This window comes from Leptolyngbya sp. CALU 1928 (assembly GCF_056784215.1).
The window spans coordinates 1,089,809-1,107,572 of sequence record NZ_JBXBCE010000001.1; the positions used below are offsets into that span (position 1 = coordinate 1,089,809).

General features: G+C 49.8%; 17 protein-coding genes. 3 read left to right on the forward strand and 14 right to left on the reverse strand.

Features of this window, described 5'->3' with window-relative positions:
- Positions 1–153: 153 nt before the first annotated feature.
- From bioB to AC1S5B_RS05090, 10 genes are all read right to left on the reverse strand, one after another.
- A complete protein-coding gene (gene bioB / locus AC1S5B_RS05045) occupies positions 154–1,128 on the reverse strand; it encodes a biotin synthase BioB (protein WP_482034611.1) in 975 nt (324 codons plus the stop codon).
- Between the two features lie 33 nt (positions 1,129–1,161).
- On the reverse strand, positions 1,162–1,986 hold the full coding sequence (locus AC1S5B_RS05050) for an NAD-dependent epimerase/dehydratase family protein (RefSeq protein WP_482034612.1): 825 nt from the start codon (positions 1,984–1,986) through the stop codon (positions 1,162–1,164).
- 5 nt (positions 1,987–1,991) lie between these two features.
- Positions 1,992–2,651: a rhomboid family intramembrane serine protease gene (locus tag AC1S5B_RS05055; RefSeq protein ID WP_482034613.1), complete on the reverse strand. Its 660-nt coding sequence runs from the start codon at positions 2,649–2,651 to the stop codon at positions 1,992–1,994.
- Between the two features lie 67 nt (positions 2,652–2,718).
- A complete protein-coding gene (locus tag AC1S5B_RS05060; RefSeq protein ID WP_482034614.1) occupies positions 2,719–4,683 on the reverse strand; it encodes a S9 family peptidase in 1,965 nt (654 codons plus the stop codon).
- 298 nt (positions 4,684–4,981) lie between these two features.
- Positions 4,982–6,082, reverse strand: a complete 1,101-nt coding sequence (locus AC1S5B_RS05065; protein WP_482034615.1) for a radical SAM/SPASM domain-containing protein — start codon at positions 6,080–6,082, stop codon at positions 4,982–4,984.
- Positions 6,083–6,429: 347 nt separating this feature from the next.
- Positions 6,430–6,663 (reverse strand): Nif11-like leader peptide family natural product precursor, encoded by a 234-nt coding sequence (locus AC1S5B_RS05070; protein WP_482034616.1) that lies wholly within the window; start codon positions 6,661–6,663, stop codon positions 6,430–6,432.
- A gap of 284 nt (positions 6,664–6,947) precedes the next feature.
- Entirely contained in the window at positions 6,948–7,220 is a 273-nt protein-coding gene (locus AC1S5B_RS05075; RefSeq protein WP_482034617.1) for a DUF3143 domain-containing protein, read from the reverse strand.
- Between the two features lie 14 nt (positions 7,221–7,234).
- A complete protein-coding gene (locus tag AC1S5B_RS05080; protein ID WP_482034618.1) occupies positions 7,235–7,858 on the reverse strand; it encodes a J domain-containing protein in 624 nt (207 codons plus the stop codon).
- A 118-nt stretch (positions 7,859–7,976) separates the two neighbouring features.
- Positions 7,977–9,344 carry an O-antigen ligase family protein gene (locus tag AC1S5B_RS05085; RefSeq protein ID WP_482034619.1) on the reverse strand — a complete coding sequence of 456 codons (1,368 nt, stop codon included), beginning with the start codon at positions 9,342–9,344 and terminating at the stop codon, positions 7,977–7,979.
- On the reverse strand, positions 9,331–10,167 hold the full coding sequence (locus tag AC1S5B_RS05090) for a YaaW family protein (protein WP_482034620.1): 837 nt from the start codon (positions 10,165–10,167) through the stop codon (positions 9,331–9,333). The genes AC1S5B_RS05085 and AC1S5B_RS05090 overlap by 14 nt, the downstream gene beginning before the upstream one ends.
- A 127-nt stretch (positions 10,168–10,294) precedes the next feature.
- Here AC1S5B_RS05090 and map point away from each other — a divergent pair, with 127 nt between their 5' ends.
- A complete protein-coding gene (gene map, locus AC1S5B_RS05095) occupies positions 10,295–11,092 on the forward strand; it encodes a type I methionyl aminopeptidase (protein ID WP_482034621.1) in 798 nt (265 codons plus the stop codon).
- Positions 11,089–11,697 (forward strand): HD domain-containing protein, encoded by a 609-nt coding sequence (locus AC1S5B_RS05100; RefSeq protein ID WP_482034622.1) that lies wholly within the window; start codon positions 11,089–11,091, stop codon positions 11,695–11,697. The genes map and AC1S5B_RS05100 overlap by 4 nt, the downstream gene beginning before the upstream one ends.
- 13 nt (positions 11,698–11,710) lie before the next feature.
- Here the strand turns inward: AC1S5B_RS05100 and AC1S5B_RS05105 are convergent, their stop codons facing one another.
- From AC1S5B_RS05105 to AC1S5B_RS05120, 4 genes are all read right to left on the reverse strand, one after another.
- Positions 11,711–12,355 (reverse strand): carbonic anhydrase, encoded by a 645-nt coding sequence (locus AC1S5B_RS05105; RefSeq protein ID WP_482034623.1) that lies wholly within the window; start codon positions 12,353–12,355, stop codon positions 11,711–11,713.
- A gap of 69 nt (positions 12,356–12,424) precedes the next feature.
- Positions 12,425–12,616 (reverse strand): hypothetical protein, encoded by a 192-nt coding sequence (locus AC1S5B_RS05110; RefSeq protein ID WP_482034624.1) that lies wholly within the window; start codon positions 12,614–12,616, stop codon positions 12,425–12,427.
- Positions 12,613–13,719: a bifunctional diaminohydroxyphosphoribosylaminopyrimidine deaminase/5-amino-6-(5-phosphoribosylamino)uracil reductase RibD gene (ribD, locus tag AC1S5B_RS05115; protein WP_482034625.1), complete on the reverse strand. Its 1,107-nt coding sequence runs from the start codon at positions 13,717–13,719 to the stop codon at positions 12,613–12,615. The genes AC1S5B_RS05110 and ribD overlap by 4 nt, the downstream gene beginning before the upstream one ends.
- Positions 13,720–13,760: 41 nt before the next feature.
- Entirely contained in the window at positions 13,761–16,673 is a 2,913-nt protein-coding gene (locus AC1S5B_RS05120) for a hypothetical protein (protein WP_482034626.1), read from the reverse strand.
- Between the two features lie 352 nt (positions 16,674–17,025).
- Between AC1S5B_RS05120 and AC1S5B_RS05125 the strand changes: the two genes are divergently transcribed.
- Positions 17,026–17,685 (forward strand): bifunctional 4-hydroxy-2-oxoglutarate aldolase/2-dehydro-3-deoxy-phosphogluconate aldolase, encoded by a 660-nt coding sequence (locus AC1S5B_RS05125; RefSeq protein ID WP_482034627.1) that lies wholly within the window; start codon positions 17,026–17,028, stop codon positions 17,683–17,685.
- The last annotated feature ends 79 nt before the right edge of the window (positions 17,686–17,764 follow it).

A 17,764-nucleotide genomic window follows, 5' to 3' on the forward strand; every position in this document is an offset into this window, starting at 1 on the left:
GGATATATTTTTATTTTTTATTTTTTAGTTCTTAGTTCTCTCCCACCCTAATGCTTTCAATGTTAATTTCTCGGCTTCAAAGCCTTTGGCTTCGGTGAATGTTGCTGTCGAGTGTTTGAACGCGATCGCTGCAATATCAACCCTACTTAACCATTACAGCGGTTTAGGCACCATGCCGAGGCGTTGCAGCAATGCTTCATCTTCAGATCCGATAGGATTGGGGGTAGTCAGCAGTTTGGGTCCGGTAAAGATAGAGTTGGCTCCTGCCAAAAAGCACAAAGCTTGCAGTTCATCGCTCATGGTCAGCCGTCCGGCAGAGAGGCGCACCATTGCAGTAGGAAACAGAATGCGAGTGGTGGCAATCATCCGCACAAGGTCGATTGGGTCAATCGGCGGTACGTCTTGCAGTGGGGTTCCAGCAACGGGCACAAGGCAGTTGATTGGGATGGATTCGGGAGCGGGAGACAGATTAGCAAGGGATTCCAGCAGATCGAGCCGATCGCCGACTGATTCGCCCATGCCCACAATGCCGCCACAGCACACTGAAATTCCGGCTTCGCTAACGACGCGGATGGTTTCCAGGCGATCGCGGTAGGTGCGGGTCGTGATGATCTGCTGGTAGTAATCGGGCGAGGTATCCAGGTTGTGGTTATAGGCAGTCAATCCGGCTGCTTTCAACTGCTGTGCCTGATGGGGTTTCAGCATTCCCAGGGTGCAGCAAACTTCCAGATCCAGCGCCGCTACCTGCCGCACCATGTCCAGGACGCGCTCAAACTGAGCACCGTCTTTCACTTCGCGCCATGCGGCTCCCATACAAAATCGGGTGGAACCACTAGCTTTGGCGATCGCTGCTTCTGATAGCACCGCAGCCACATCCATCAATGGTTCTGGCTGGAGATCGGTTGAATTATGCACACTTTGAGAGCAGTAGCCGCAGTCTTCCGGGCAGGCTCCAGTTTTGATGCTGCATAAGGTACACAACTGCACTGCATGGGGATCATGGTGTTGCCGATGGGTCGTCTGTGCGGCAAACAGCAGATCGGGCAGTGGTTGATGATAGACCTGAGCAATGTGGTCTTTGGTGGTCAACGGTGGGAAGGCAGCAGGGCTTAGTGAAACAGTATGCATGGGAAACAATCGCTTGATTTCTAGAAGCCTAGATTACAGCGTTTCTTGGATCTCTGGGTAGATAAACTTATATCCGGCATCCCGCAGCTTTTGGTTTGACACACGAGCGTTGTAAGAGCGGGTGCTGGATTGTGAACCGTCCCAAGTCGCTAAAGGCAGATTGTGCGCGGTGAAAACGCGATCGAGCAATTCCTGGGTGGTGAGTGGAACAGTGCCGACCAGATTGTAGATTCCGCTGAGGTGGTGCTGTTGGGCAAAAGCGATCGCGCCCACAATATCGTCGATGTGAATCCAGTTGGAGGCTTCTTCACCCGTTCCAGGACGAACGCTGCCTGCCGCCCTTCCAAAAATTTTTACCAATTCGCGTCCAGCACCATAAATGCCACCGAGCCTCAAAACACAGACTTTCAGCGAGTCATGAGCCGCACTCAGCAACACTTGCTCGGTTGCTGCCAAAATTTCAGCTTTTTGATTCAGTGGGACAACGGGTGTAGTCTCATAGACCCACTCGCCACCGCGATCGCCATACACTGCATAGCTGCTGGTATAAATCACCTGCTGCACTGAGGACTTTTTCAAAGCGGCGACCACTGTTTTTGCCGTGTTGAGGTAGGTTTCTTCGTAGGCGTTGGCATTAGGCGCACCGACGGATACCAGCAGCACTTGCTGATTGTGTAACAGCGATCGCACGGCTGCCTCATCATTTCCTTTTATAACCACAGCGCAATCTGCCAGAGTTTCTAATTCTGCAAGCCGTTCTGCCGTTGTCGTGGTGGCAGTCACCGCCATCGTTTGCCGCCAGAGAGGAGCCAGCGATCGCCCCACATAGCCACAGCCCAGAATCACGGCATTCGTCAACGCTTTTATCCTCCAACCGATTTACTATCTCGCGATAGGATCTTAGCCGACACGACCCCGCCTAAAAAGCCGAACAGGTGCCCTTCCCAAGAAATCCCATACTGCAACGGCAGCAATCCCCAAAGCAAGCTGCCGTACAGCACTAACACAAATAAGGACATCGCAATGGAAAGCGGTTTGCGTTCAAAATAGCCCCGCGACAGGAGATAGCCCAAATAGCCAAAGATTACGCCGCTGGCTCCAATGTGAACGCCTGGAGAGCCAAATAACCAGGTGCCCAAACCACCCACTAGGGCAGAAATAATGCTGACCACAAAAAAGTCACTAATTTCGCCCAACATAATCAGCCAGCCCAAAGTGATAAAGGGAATGGTGTTGCCGATTAAGTGTGCCAAGTTGGCGTGTAAAAAAGGTGCGAACAAGATGCCCCGCAGCCCGATCAAATTTCGAGGAATGATGCCAAATTGGTTTAACCCGCATTGTGCCAAGCCACCGCGCAAATCCGTTTGGCATTGACTAAACCCGCCATAGAGGGAACCGCCGCCCCGCAGGACAAATAGATCAAATAACTCCAAACCCCATGCCAACAGCACCAATCCACCCAAGATCACTACCTGGGTTTTGATTTCGTTAAAGACGCTTTGTTTATCTCCGTCTCTTGTCATGGGTTTTCCTTTCTCGTGAAGTCGGCTGGATGAATTCCTTTAATTGAGTTGTAGCGTTAAATTCGCCTCATTGACTACCCGATTCGTTCAACAAGTAGGTTTTGATGAATTGCACCGTGGAATAAAACTGAAAATCGGCGTTGGGTTTCTTGGCGAACCCGTGTCCTTCATCCTTTGCCATTAGATACCAGACGGGAGTGTTGTTTTTCCGAACCGTTGCCACAATTTGTTCGGCTTCGTTAAGCGGCACACGGGGATCATTTTTACCGTGGATCACAAATAAAGGCTTTTTGATTTTTTCAGCGTTGTTGAGCGGTGAAATGTTCAACAAGAATTCTCGCATTTTAGGATCGCGTTCGTCACCATATTCCACCCGACGCAAATCGCGCCGATAGCTTTCGGTGCGCTCTAGAAATGAGACAAAGTTGGAGATGCCCACAATGTCAATCGCTCCTTGGATACGATCACTGTAGGTCGTCGCCACTGCCAAGGACATATAGCCGCCATAGCTGCCACCTGTGACCATCACCCGGCTGGCATCCAAGTCCGGTTGCGTTGCAATCCAATCGAGCAGTGCCCCGATATCTTTCACGGAATCTTCTCGCAAAAAGCCATTATCTAGCTTCAAAAACGATTTTCCATAGCCTGTGGAGCCACGCACATTGGGAAACAGAACCGCTGCGCCCAGTTCGTTCAAGTAATAGTTCTGCCGTCCCAAAAATACCGGACGGAATTGGGCTTCTGGTCCCCCGTGAATATCAATGATGACGGGACGCTTGCCCGTAAATTTTTGAGCAGGACGGTATAGAAAGCCAGAGATTGTTTTGCCATCAAAGCTTTTCCAGCGAACCAGATCTGCTTCCGAAAAGGTGCGGGTGTTAATGCCGCCCGTTTCACTTTCTGTCCAGCGCTCTAGCTTATTTTTGGTGACATCAATGGAATAAATATCCGCAGTAGACCGAGCCGACACGAAAGTAAAGCCGAGATCGCGGTTATTGCGGTGCCACTGCAAGCCCACCATGACTCCATTCGGTAACTTAGGCAAAGCAGACTCTCGGCGAGTTTTGGTATCCAGCAGATGCAAGACGCTAACTCCATCTTCGTTGGTGACAAAGGCGAGGCGCTTGCCGTCTTCCGATAAGTCAAAGTCTTCCACATCCCACTTAATTTTGCTGGTGAGCGGTGTATAGCGCTGGTTGGCGAGATTGTAGTAGGCAAGCTGCTGAAATTCGGAGCCGCGATCGCTGACTACATATAAACCCTTACCATCTTTGCTAAACACTGCCGATTCATACAGCACCGTTTCTTTACCCTTGGGCGTGAGCAGAGTGCGATTCCCGGTCTGCGCATCAAATAACCACAAATAGCTTTCGTTGGCAGACAAATATTGCGATACCAACAACTGGCGATCGTTGGGTGACCAATCCAACGGACCCCAACCGCCGCCTTCCACGGTTGCCAACAGGCGATCGCTGCTGGGCTTCGTTGGGTCAATCACATATAAATCCGCATCTTTACCCGTGCGACGAGTCGAGGTATACGCCATGCGATCGCCCTTGGCAGACCACACACCCCGACTATTTTTTGACTTGCCATCCGTCAGCAGGGTCACGTCTCCGGTTGCCATATCGAAGCGATAGTTTTGGCTAAACTCATTGCCGCCAGTATCACGGCTAAAGACAAAATAGTTACCCTGAGTTGGCTGATAGGTCGCTCCAGAAGGAGTTTCCGTAAAAAACGTGAGTTGAGTCCGAGCCGCAAGCGGCGATCGCACCTGATGCACCTGAGCATTATTCGCAAATCGGGTGGAGATTAAAATATCGCGCCGCTGTGGATGCCAACTCGCTAAACTGGCTGAGCGAAACTCCGTGTAGCGTTTGACCCTTTCTACCAGCGTTAGCGGAATCTCTGGAATTCCTTCCACTACTAGATTTTCGTTGGGCGCAAAACTGGCTGCCAGTGCTGGAGAGATAGGAGTTAAACTAAACGCGATCGCAAACAACAGGGCAACAACCACTCGAATAGGCTGCATGGGCAAGATCCATCAAGAACTTAATTGCCCTCGACTTTAACGTGCAGACCCTACTGACAGCAACTAGTTTAATCCTGACGGACTCGGTTGAATTGCAAATAACTCGCCTTAGACTTAGCAAGAAGCTTAAGCCCTTTGATCATCGATGAAGTGTATGAGCTGATTGCCTGACAAAACTCCCAAACTCTTTTTGCCACGTTGCGATTATGTCGGCAATTAATTGCGGGCTAACAGCAGAAGTCTATGATGGAAAAAATCTAGAAAAGTAGTGTTACTAGTAAATACTGCAATTATTTTGTTACTCGTCATCCCAAGATTGAGACATCCAGTTAATATGGAGCTGGCGTTTGCGGGTGTTGTAAATGCTGTTATACCATGTGCAGCGTTTGCAAACTTCGGGAAAGTCTCCCCGCTCATGTCGTTCAATAATGTTGTTAATCTCTTTGCCTGCCCACAGTTCCGCGAGAGGGGTTTCGTTAACGTTACCAATAATCAGTTCGGCTTCCACATCTCGACAGGCACAGGCGTTTACCTTTCCGTTTGCTAGCACAATCGGCTTGGCAAACAGCAGTTCGCACGCTCCACGTTTGTAGGGGTGCAAGACTGGCTCCAACCCAACTTTCTCTAGTGCTTCCGGTTTTACTTTACCTGCCCAAGAGTCAAAGGTTTTTGCAAAATGTATGGACATCAGTCCTTCTTGCTCGTAACCTTTGCATTTTGCCCAAAAGTCTCCGTTCCAGTTGGCGGGTGGACACCGAAGAGCAAGGGTGAACATGGTGGATGATCCGGTGCGGCGTTTGGACTCGACGAAATTTTCGATGTTGCTACAGACTAGATCGAAGTAGTCTACTCCCATGATGATTTTATAGGTCTCCCGATCGAAACCACCAAAGGACACATAAACATGGAGTTTGTTGCCATACCCCAACAGCCGTTCGCTGACTTGGGGCTTCATAAGAATGCCGTTGGTATAGAAGTAAAAGCCTTTAATATCAGAGATTTGGTTGAGGATGTCGAGGCGCTCAAAAATGTGGCGATCGACGAAAGGATCGCCGACGATAGGGGTCAGAGAAACGCCCTTGCCGCCCATCGCAACGTATTCATCCACAACCCGATGAAAGGTTTCCATCGGCATTGTTTCTTTTGCCCGCTCCATTTGAGGATAGGCGCAAAACGTGCATTTAGCGTTGCAAACGTTGGTGCCTTCGACATGGAGATTCCTAGGAAACTTGCGGATTTGCTCCATCTCGGCGCGAATTGCAGAGCGGCGAAACCGAAATTCAAATTCGGTTTGCAAAGCATTGTAGAGACGCGCCAGATGCCGCTTCATCAGTTTTAGGCTGAGTATTTTTTGAGTGGGCGGGTAAGAAGGGGTAGGGCTATCTGGGAGAGTAACCATAGTATAAATGCCGTAAGTTGAAGCCGCATCCTATGCAAAAATTTTCTAAGCACTATAAAGGAACATATTGATACTTTTGCATACTCTTCCTTAAGTCTACGGATTGTCTTCTTCTATCTTTACCGTATCTTTACGATCGCTCCCCTCATCAAACACCCTTGCATCAGTCCTAACAAGTTAAGCAAAAGCCGTTTCGGTCAAGATGGATAGGAGGGTCGCCAAATCAGGGATGGAAGTTTTTTATGCATCGCTTTAATTAGGGGAAGATCGCCAATAATACAACCTCAACGCCAGTTGGCAATCACCCATGTTGCTTGTTGCTATAGCACCCGTTGAATTGCCCACCCTCAGACCCAGTTAATGCTGCGTAACCACTTCCACACGCCCGTATGCCTTCGCACAGTGATTCCTTCGCTTTGCTCCCGTGCTAGGGTCAGCAATTCATCCGTGGTAAAGCTGTACCCTAATTGCTCAGTAATTTTCAGAAACTCTTCTGGTCCCTGCATGTGATGAAACTGCTCTCGCAACGTTTCATCATAGGCAACGGCTTCCAGAAACCGACTTGCACTTTCTAAGGACATCGCCAAAATCTCCATAATCCTGCTGACAGATAAGCAGATTGCTATCTGCCTTATACCCCTAAAATCCGGTGCTGCTTAAACTAAAAACAGTCCAACACTATCTAGTGAGCAAAATCTCCTCCTTATGGAATGGTTGTTCTAAAATTCTAATTTTTTTGGCATTATAAAATAACGGCAGGGTTAGCAATCCCGCGTTCTCAGTCTGGGGTGGAAAATCCAGCTAGCGATTTTAACCGCCTAACTCTTATTTCGGCTCCCACATTGCTTCTTCAAAGAGGCTATTTTTAAGGTCCCGCAAAGATAGCAGCTTCGATATCGTGGCGGCTAAGAGAATATTTAAACGATCGCTGCACGGCGCGATCGCCATCGCCAAACTCAAAGTATCGTACACTCAACTGATCCACATCCAGCCACAGTTCTGCTTTCCAGCCTGCGCGCTCGATGTGCCAACAGTGCAAATCCTCACGGTCTTGCTGACAATCATGGGTTTTTAACCACTGCTCAATATCCGGCAGAGGATGGTTGTAAAGCGGCGTATCGGCGGAGGGAAGTGACATGGAAGAACTGTTTCTCACTGATCTTTGTTAGTAAAGGTTAAGGCTTTTTGAGGTGGGACGTAATCCGTCTCCCCTTTGACGGGGATAGCTTTGACGGGGATAGATAGCTGAGTGATGGTTTGCTGGGCAGGCGGCACAGGCTGGGCAGTCATCGGTTGCATGAGCGTGTCTCCACGGGTTAGCCCGATCGCGATCGCCAGACAAAGACACCCCACAAACGTCAACCCTAAGATAAACAGGGCAAACAGTTCACCCGGCGAAAGGGGGCGATCGGTGGCATCAATATAGGCAGAGGACGACACAGGCTGGTTTTGAGACGATGACTGGTGCAGGCTGGGCAAAGGGCGCACAACGGGGACAGAAGAATACCGAATCTTAAGATTGTAAGCAGTGCGTTGTTCTTCACTCGTTAGCGTGGCATAGGCTTCATTCAACTGTTGAAATTTAGCCGTGGCGATCGCGGTTGGCAATGTAGTCGTATCAGGATGATAGAGCTTACTTAACTCACGGTAAGCCTGCCGAATTTCCTTGACGGATGCTGATGGATGGATCTTTAGGAGGTCGTAATGAGTGGTAGCAACCCCCTTGCGGTATGAACTGCCAGTGCCATCTCTTGGATTTGCTCGATCCTGCGCCACAAACGCCCTACTCTCTAAAGGTTTAAGTGTGAAAAATAACCTCTGATCATTGTAACGGGCAAATAGGACTCTAAGCGAATGGCGAAGGACGAGTGGCAAACTCAAAACTCACCTCTTCTCACTCGACACTCGACATGCGGCACTCGACACTCCGATCTGCTCTCCCCCAAATGCCGATGAGTAACATCCAGCCCAAAATATTAACGCGGGCATCAAACAGGGTGACATCGAATAGGCTGAAGATGGCAATACTGCCAAAGGCGATCAAGAAGCTGAAGTAAATCAGGCGATCGCCCGTCTCCTGCCCAGATCCCTGCAATCTGCCTAAACTTCGCCAATATTGAATGCCTTCAGCTAAAATCCAACCGACTAAGCCTAAAAACAGCACAGTTGCCGGAATACCCACTTCCGCCAGCAGCATCAGCGGCAGGTTATGGGGATGACCTAAGACAAAGCCTGTTTGAGCTTGATAAAGTGGAGTGAAGTTGCGTAAGCCCCAGCCGAATACGGGTCGCTGCTGCATCAGTGACCAGGCAAACTCCCACTGAGTCGCGCGAAGGGTGGAAACGGGGCGATTGGGATAGAGATCATCAGTGACCCGTGCCCAGAAAAAAGCAGGAACGAGGGTTCGGAGCGGCTGCTGGATAGAAAGGGGTGCAAAAGCGGCGGCTAAGATTGCGCCAACGGCAAACCCGACGGCTGCAATCAGCCAGCGCCAACCGACATACACTGCAAACACAAAGCAGGCACCCGCCGCGATCGCCCAAGCATTGCGGGAATTTGTCAAAATCAGCGCCCCTCCACTCAGCAGCAATAGTCCAATCCATGCCACCGTTTCCCGGTTCCACACGCCGGAGCCAGTTTGCCGACTGCGCCCGATCGCCTCAATCCAAAAGCCCAAGCCTAAACTAAACGTGATTACCAAGTAGCTTGCCAGCACATTGGCATAGGTCAGCACCGCAGACATCCGACCGGGCGGAGTGCCTTTCAAGTCATACTGCCAGTCAATCACAATCCACAGGACTTGAATATGCAGGAATTGCTGATAGCCCAACCAACAGAACACCATTTGCAAATAGCCAATCAAGCACACCAGCACCGATGGCGCTACCATCACCCAGCCTAGGCGGCGGAGTTGAGCGGGCGTTTGGATTAGCGGACTCAGGCTCGCAAAGCAAAAGAAGTAGGGCAAAAAATTAAACAAACCCAAAAATGCAGCGCCACGGTGTTCGGCAACGGCTGCACTGCCAACCATTAATCCCGCAAGTAAGGCAAACCCTTGATTGATGCGGGATGCCATGATTTGACTGGATAGCTGCCGCCAAACCGCGATCGCCGCTACCATCATGCCCACGCAGCCAAACAGCGCACTGAACGGCAGCACCAGTAGCCCAGCTTGCACCAGTGTCCAGGCAAATTGCAGGGATGGATCGGGATGAATCTGAAAGAGAGGATTTTTTGGGAACCAGCGCCTAAGCAAACTCAAAACACTCTGCACGGGTTAAGCGAATTTGGGCGAGGGCATAAATCATCGGAATAATTCGCCCATAGTTTGTGGAGACCGATCGCCAGCCCAGATCGGCAAAAAAGTACATCCATAAAGCCGGACCTAAACAGGCAAATACACCGCGCACTGTGGCATATCGAGCAGCACTCAGCGCCATTCCTTGCCGTGCCGTTTGCACAGCCAAGGCATTATGCAGTTGAGTCGCGATCGCCCCACTTAAGGCAGCAGCTTGCGCCACCTGATATCGGGCGACATAGACCGCAAACTGTTTCGCGATCAACTGCATCAACATCGGGCGAACTACAGAGGTAACCGCGATCGCCGTACTGCCTTTAACCACCAAACTCATCGGATCTTGCTGGACAGCCAGTGGTAACTGGGGCAACAGTTGCGACTTTGTCAGCGAGTGTTTAAGCTGAATAGTAAACTCCCCTTTTTCTGCCGCTGGTAACTGCTTCCATGCCCGTTCTAACAATCCTAGAAACACTTCTGCTTCCAAATCCACCGTAGACATCGACATTTTGTAGGGCAACCGCAGATGGCGACAGACCTGAATTAAGATTTGGCGATAGCTCAATTGACTGGTTTTTTGACTAATCACCGTCAGCCCATCCGCCGCCAAATAGCGAAACCGATCCTCCAGCGCATCGAGCCAACCAGCGCGATCGCGGCTTTGAATATCTATCGGGTCTGCCTTCCTGAGATAATCCAAGGGGTTGAACTTGGGGCGAAAGAGAATTTCCGTTAAATCCTGCAATTCTTCATCCGTTGCCAACTCCAACGCCGTCCTAAGCTCATCCACTTCAATACCTCACCTTTGGCGGGAACAACCGTGCTTAAAATATTCTACTCAATGCCGCTTCAGTCTGTTTTGATAGTTTCCGCCAAACTTCCGCAAAAATAAACCTTTCCCGATAAAAATAAACTCCATGGCACGCGAACTCATTACCCTTTTATCTAGCCGAGAAATTGACAAAATGCGCCGAGCAGGGCATTTGGCAGGTCAACTCTTGCATCACCTCAGCGCCTTCGTTAAACCGGGCATTAGCACCCTAGAACTCAACGACGAAGCCGAACGCTGGACTCAGGCACATGGAGCTAAAAGCGCTCCCCTGGGCTATGGCGGCGACAAAGATCGCCCTGCTTTTCCAAAGTCGATCTGTACCAGCGTCAACGAAGTGGTCTGTCACGGGATTCCCAACGCCAAGCAGATTCTTAAAGACGGCGACATTATAAATATTGATGTGACGCTGATCGTGGATGGGTATCATGGCGACACCTCAAAAATGTTTTTGGTTGGCGAACCTTCTCCTGTTGCCAAAAAGCTGGTTGAAGTGACCAATGAATGCCGACGGCTGGGGATTGCAGCGGTGAAACCCAATGCCAGAGTGGGCGATATTGGTGCGGTGATTCAGGAATATGCCGAGGCACAGGGCTTTTCGGTGGTGCAAGATTTTGTGGGGCATGGAATTAGCAATGTGTTTCATACCGCTCCGCAAATTCCGCACTATGGCGATCGCGGGAAAGGTTTGCGGCTGCGTCCCGGTATGGTATTCACCATTGAACCGATGATCAATGAAGGGACGTGGGAAGTTGATCTCGACGAGGAAGACGGCTGGACTGCCTATACCCTCGATCGCAAGCTTTCTGCCCAAGCGGAACACACGATCGCAGTGGTAGAAGGCGGCGTAGAAATTCTTACGCCTTACCCTGGCGAAGATGAATGAACACCTTGCCTAGAACTAACACAGCGCGACTCGCCCAACAAATTCAGTTTGTGATCGAGCTAGACAAACTCAAAACCGTGTTGCGGCAAACCTGGCTCACTGATGCCTCTCGCCGCGAAAACAGCGCGGAACATTCCTGGCACATTGCCCTGATGGCGATCGTCTTGGCGGAATATTCCCCCGTGCCCGTGAATGTGCTGCGGGTGATCAAAATGCTGTTGGTGCATGATTTAGTAGAAATCGATGCAGGCGATACCTTTTGTTATGACATTCAGCACAACGCCAGCAAGAGCGATCGCGAAACTGAAGCCGCCGATCGCCTATTTGGGTTATTGCCAGCGGATCAAGCCGCAGATCTGCGATCGCTGTGGGAAGAATTTGAAGCTCAGCAAACCCCCGATGCGTTGTTCGCTTGCTCTCTCGATCGCCTGCAACCCTTGCTGAATAACCAGCAAACCCAAGGCGGCACTTGGAAGGCTAATGGCATTACCCGCGATCGCGTCCTCCAGCGGATGGCTCCGATCGCGGCAGGTGCGCCGGAATTATGGGAGTTTGTCCAGCAGCTTTTGGATGATTGCGTCACCGCAGGTCACTTGCAGCCCTAGCTAGCAGCCTTAGCTAGAGGTGACTAGATACGGCGGAACGCACACGGGCTTCTAGAAAATCGACTCTGCCCGTGGACAGGTTGTAATAGGCTGGCAAAATCAAAACATTGTCACTCTTGCTTTCATGGGAGAGAATCGGTTCCGCTTGCTGAATGGTTTGGACTGTTCGCTTCACATGCGCTTGAATGGCGTTGGTCAACAGATCGCCTGAGTGATACAGAACCGCGTTGATAGAGGGTTCAATGTAGCTCAGCAGCGAATTGATTTTGCCCTCTGATGCTTCATGGGCGATCGCCGCCGTAACGGCTCCACATTTTTCATGCCCCATCACCACCACTAATCGAGTTCCCAAATGCTCGATCGCATACTCAATGCTGGCAATCACCGCATCATCGGCAACGGCTCCAGCAATCCTCAGCACAAACAAATCTCCTACACCCTGATCAAAAATCAATTCGGGCACCACGCGAGAATCTCCACAGCCCAAAATCACTGCGAAGGGATGTTGCGCCGTAGACAAGTCCAGTCTGCGCTGTGCGCCTTCGTGGGGATGCTCCATGTGATCAAACATATAGCGCTCGTTGCCCTGTTGAAGCCGCTCCAGTGACTCCTCAGCCGTCAAATTTCCAGCCGCACAATAGGTATTATTTAGTTTCATCAGTTTGCTAGAGAATAATCAGCATTGTGCGATCGCATTGTGCCCTATCTCCGTCCTCAAGATCATCATCTAGGGCACAAAATAGTCATCTCCTACAAAGCCAGACCGAACCCCAAAGACTCGCTGATGGGGTGGATATACGTAGAATTTTTGGGGTGCCGTAATCATGGGCGATCGCCGTAAGGGAATGTTGTCGCGATCGCGCTTTATCGCTGGCAGCTTGATTTCTCTGCCTGAGATATAAAGCTGAGATAAAGTCAATGCGGCGAAAATCTGATTTTATCTTCAGATAAATAGCCTTCAATCAGTAAATCTGAACCGATTGCGCGCCAGCTTACTTGCTCTAAGGTGAGGGCTTCTGTCATTTTTTTAAGCCCCAAATCCCCTACAGGAGAGGGGGCTGTCACCCCACCGATGATTTTGGGGGCAATAAAGGCAAGGACTTTTTGCACAGCCCCTTCCGCGATCGCACGGGCGGCTAAAGTGCCACCACATTCCCATAGCACCGTTAAAAAGCCGCGATCGTAGAGGTGAGCCATGACTGTGCTAGGGGTGAGGGGTTCTAGTTCTACCACTTCTACACCCCGTTGTTTCAAGTGAGCTTGGAATGCTGGCTGAACGCCTACCTGGGTCAAGACTAGCGTAGCGGCAACGCCAGTATTCCACACATTGGCAGAGTCTGGGAGATCCAACGTGCGGCTCATAATCACTCGTAGCGGGGTTTGACCCGGTTGGCGACTGGTGAGCAAGGGGTCATCGGCGCGAACGGTATTGCCCCCGACAATTACAGCATCGCAAGTTGCCCGCAGTTGATGAACCTCGCCGCGCGCCGCTTCACTGGTCACCCAAGCGCTATGTCGAGTGACAGCGGCAATTTTGCCATCTAGGGTCATGGCATATTTCAAAATGCCAAAGGGTCGATGGTGCAAAATTCGATGCACAAAGGCTTCGTTTAAGATTTGACAAGCCGATTCTTCAATACCAATGGATACTTCGATACCAGCCTGTTTGAGGCGATCGCGCCCTGTTCCCGCCACCTGAGGATTGGGATCGATCATGCCAATCACAACCCGCCCAATTCCAGCCGCAATCACCGCCTCTGAGCAGGGAGGAGTGCGTCCATGGTGATTGCAGGGTTCTAGATTGACATAGAGCGTTGCGCCCTGGGCGCGATCGCCCGCCTGTTGTAACGCAAACACTTCTGCATGGGGTTCACCTGCTTTGGGATGAAAGCCCTCACCCACAATCTCACCCTCTTTCACAATCACGCAGCCCACCAGCGGATTGGGAGCGGTTTTTCCTGCGGCTTGCCGTGCCAACGCTAAGCAACGCTGCATCATGGCACGATCAATAGTTTCAGCCATTTACAAACCTAAGGGAACTGTTTTCAGATCCTAGACCGAATCTAGAGATCACTACATTCATCCAGCCAAGCTTGATAGGATTCGGTGAGGCTACTGTCATCCAATTCAATCTCAATGCGGATGCTTTTACACCGATGGCGTAGGGTTTGGGCGATCGCGTCTATCACCGCATTCGCGACTTTAGGAGACTTAAACGTACCGCTCACTATTGGTTTTTCTGAGACTGTGAGATCTGCTGCGGGATTATTCAAATTCAGTGATTCCTGAGCAGGAACATTGCTCATGTCTGAAATATCGGCATTGATATCTGTGCTATCTAAAGGAGCTATTTCCTCCGTCGGAAAGGGTGAGCGATCGTGTGATCCCGCGTCTGTCAATCCTGCTAATCCCGCTAAAATGCCGGATGCGGCTGCCATACCTGCTGCCGGATCGACAAAGCCCATTGTGGATGTGGAAAAATTGAACTCATCTGAGCCACTTTCTGGATTATCAACCGGATTATCAAACAAACTATCTAGGGCAAAATTCCCCGCTTCAAGCTCAGCGCCCAAATTCGTTAGACCCTCTAGTTCTCCTGCTTCCGCAAAAGATAAATCAGCAACACTACCAAAGGTGTCAGCGAGATCGCCTGTGGACAGGTCATCCGTAGGCAGATCGTTTGCAAACTCGATCGCGGTCAGGCTGTCAGAGGGTTCTGGTTCTGGTTCAACGCGGTCATCTTGAAGCGTGAATTCACTCAAGTCATTGGTTTCGGCGATCGCAAAGTCTGCCCCAAACTCATCTTCCAAAGATAAATCCACATCAAAGGCAGTATCAAGCTCTAAGTCCCCTAAGTTATCTGCACTCAGCGTATTTTCTGGCGATCCCCAGCCCAAGTCAGATAGGGGTTCTGGCTCTGACGTAATTTCTTCAGAGAAGCTAGGCGCGATCTCATCTACAGACACCTCCACAAACGAGGTCGGCATCTCACTCCCACTCAAATCCATGTCTGATAATGCCGGATCAACGATTGGCTGATCGACTATTGGCTGATCGACAAAACCGTCTGAAAAATTATCGTCCAGGGAAAAGTCTAGATTAGACAAGGACGCGATCGCGTTAGTTTCAAATCCTAAATCTGTAGAATCTGTATCAAACCCTGGATCTGTAGAGTCTAGGGACAAATCCAGATCGGCTAATTCATCTGCCAATCCCAACTCAAGGTCGCCCCCTGTTTCTGGTTGAAGCGGATCGAAAGAGTCATTAGGGTTGAGTTCAAATAACTCGTCTGATTCTGTTTCATCGACCCATGATAAGCCAGGGTCAGCGTTAATCAAGCTCTCACCAAGATTCAAATCCAAATCGGGTAACTCACTCACTGAATTATCAGCAGCAGTTGAGCTATCTGGAAACCCGAAATCATCTAAAGAGATCTCTTCTAAAGGTGCTTCAGCGTCAAATAGGCTTTCATCAAGATTCAGATCTAAACTAGGTAGCTCACTCGCTAAATCATCATCAGTTGAGCGATTTGGGAACCCAAAATCATCTAAAGAACCCTCTTCTAAAGGTTCTAAAGGGGTTAGTGCCGTATCTGGGAACCCAAAATCATCTAAAGATGCATCCTCAGAAGCAGCGTCTAGATCTGACAAGCGCTCAAGCGTAAGATCAGTGGTAGACCCAGCTTCGCCGAAATCTGCGGATAGTAGAAACTCGTCAGCATTTTCAGGAATAGTGTTCACTGAAAAGCTATCTGTAAAGGAACTACTAGCAGGCAAGTCCTCAAGCTCATTCTCAAGTCCCACATCAATTAATGAATCATCCGTGAATGAATCTTGAGATGCTTGTTCCCATAAAGCAAATGTGGGTTCTGGTGTTTCGTCTGTTTCTAGCGAGAATGCTGGAGTTTCTAACTCGTTGTTAGAAAAATCAGGCAGAGAGATGTCTTCGGAGGGAGTGCCATAGTCTAAACCAGGCTGATCTACGGGGCTGACTAACTCCGACCAATCATCATCTAGAGAATTATTGGTGATGAATCCGGCAGGAGATTCACCTTCTAAGGAAAAGTTTTCTAGCGGCGAAAGCTCTATTTCTGATAGTTCAGGAAGTTCTAGAGAAGCGGCTAGATCGTTTTGCTCGGTTGATAGATCGGTTGAAAGCCAATCATCATCAAGCGAGTCTAATGATTCCATTGATGATCCTTCGACTGAGGTAGCAAAATCATCAGCGGGTTCGGGCAGCAATGGATCGGATGCAAATAAGTCATCTTCTAGGGCAGCGAAATCATCCGTGGTTTCAGCGAACAGTGAATCGGATGTGAAGGAGTCATCTAGTGCAGCGAAATCATCCGTGGGTTCGGCGAACAGCGAATCGGATGTGAAGGAGTCGTCTAGTGCAGCGAAATCGTCAGCGGGTTCGGCGAACAGCGAATCGGATGTGAAGGAGTCGTCTTCTAGTGATAGGGTATCTTCTGGCGCAGGATGGGCGATCGCGCTTCCTCCCATTAACGCTGCCGCCGCCGCTGCACCATAGTCTACGGGCGCTTGAGTAGAGGTTGAAGCCGATGACTGGAATTCAGGGCGATCGCTCGATTCTGAGGGTATGCCGCTGGATTCTAAAGGCGTGTATTGAGGCAGAAAATCAACATCAGCTTTGACGATATCCACAAAGACGGCATGGGTCTGAACGCTCACCTTCTTGATCCGACGACCATTGAGTAAAACGGATGAATTGTTTTCGGTTGCGACCTTGGGCGCAATGACTAAATTAAGCTGATGCGTGTCATCCAAGATTAAGTCTTGAATTTCACCAATGGGTTGACCTAGCTCATCCATCACCGTGAAATGGTTTAGCTTACTTTTCAAATTATTGAGATTTTCCATCAAGGCGGTGATGCGAACGGCTTCGTCACGCTGATTGCGATCGCTTTCCAACATGTCTGAAGATTCCGATGAGTTGGGGAAAGATGGATGAGTCATTGTTCGGCTTTATTAAAGAGGGTAACGGTCAGTCCACCAGCGGCTGAAATTAAGATTATTTATTTGGATTATTTTAGGTATTTGTATCGGTAAGTTAGTGAGATCTCCAGGTTTCATTTGTGTAGCACCTGAGGGAACGACTCCTAAAGGTAGTTACTATGATATTAAAGATTTGCGATTCGGGCGTTTTCTTGCAGTAAGTCGGTCAAAAGGTTCGATTTCATTAAGTTTTATTGACTACTCCTTAAAAGTTGTTGAAGCAAGTTTTAGAAATCCTCTCGTTCTACTTTATTGACGATTTAGACAAGATTCCCCAAAAAATGGGAGATTTGTCATTTGAGAGAGGGTAAGTATGAATAGTCAACTTTGGTTGTCGTTGCTGCCGCAGCAACGGGTAATTGCAGTAGTCCGTAGCGGGCAATTTGAACAGGGCATTCAAATGGCAAAAGCAGTGGCGGCTGGCGGCATTCAGTTGATAGAAGTGACCTGGAACAGCGATCGCGCCCCAGAGTTAATTGCCCAATTGCGTGCCCAGTTGCCTCATTGCTGGATCGGCGCAGGCACGTTGCTCACGTTAGCTCAGCAACAGGCGGCGATCGCGGCAGGCGCACAGTTCCTTTTTACTCCACACGTCGATATCAGCATGATCAAAACTGCCGCTAAGCAAGAGATCCCGTTGGTTGCAGGTGCCCTTTCTCCTACCGAAATTGTGCAAGCATGGCAAGCGGGGGCGGCAAGTGTCAAAGTTTTTCCCGTAGAAGTCATGGGTGGAGTTGCCTATATTCAAGCATTACAAGCCCCTTTGAGCAATATTCCGCTGATTCCCACAGGAGGGATCACCCTCGAAAATACATCTGCGTTTTTACAGGCTGGCGCGATCGCGGTGGGGCTATCCAGCGATTTATTTCCCAAAGCCGCTCTATCGCAGGGAAACTGGGAGGCGATCGCGGTGAGAGCGCACACTCTAGTTCAAAAAATCCAGCAGAATAAGCAACATTTTCTCAAGCACTAACCTAAGAGCCTCGCTCAAAACGGCATTTGCAGTCCCTTGTTTAACAATCTTTAAGCTGGGCGATCGCCCCCTTTCATCT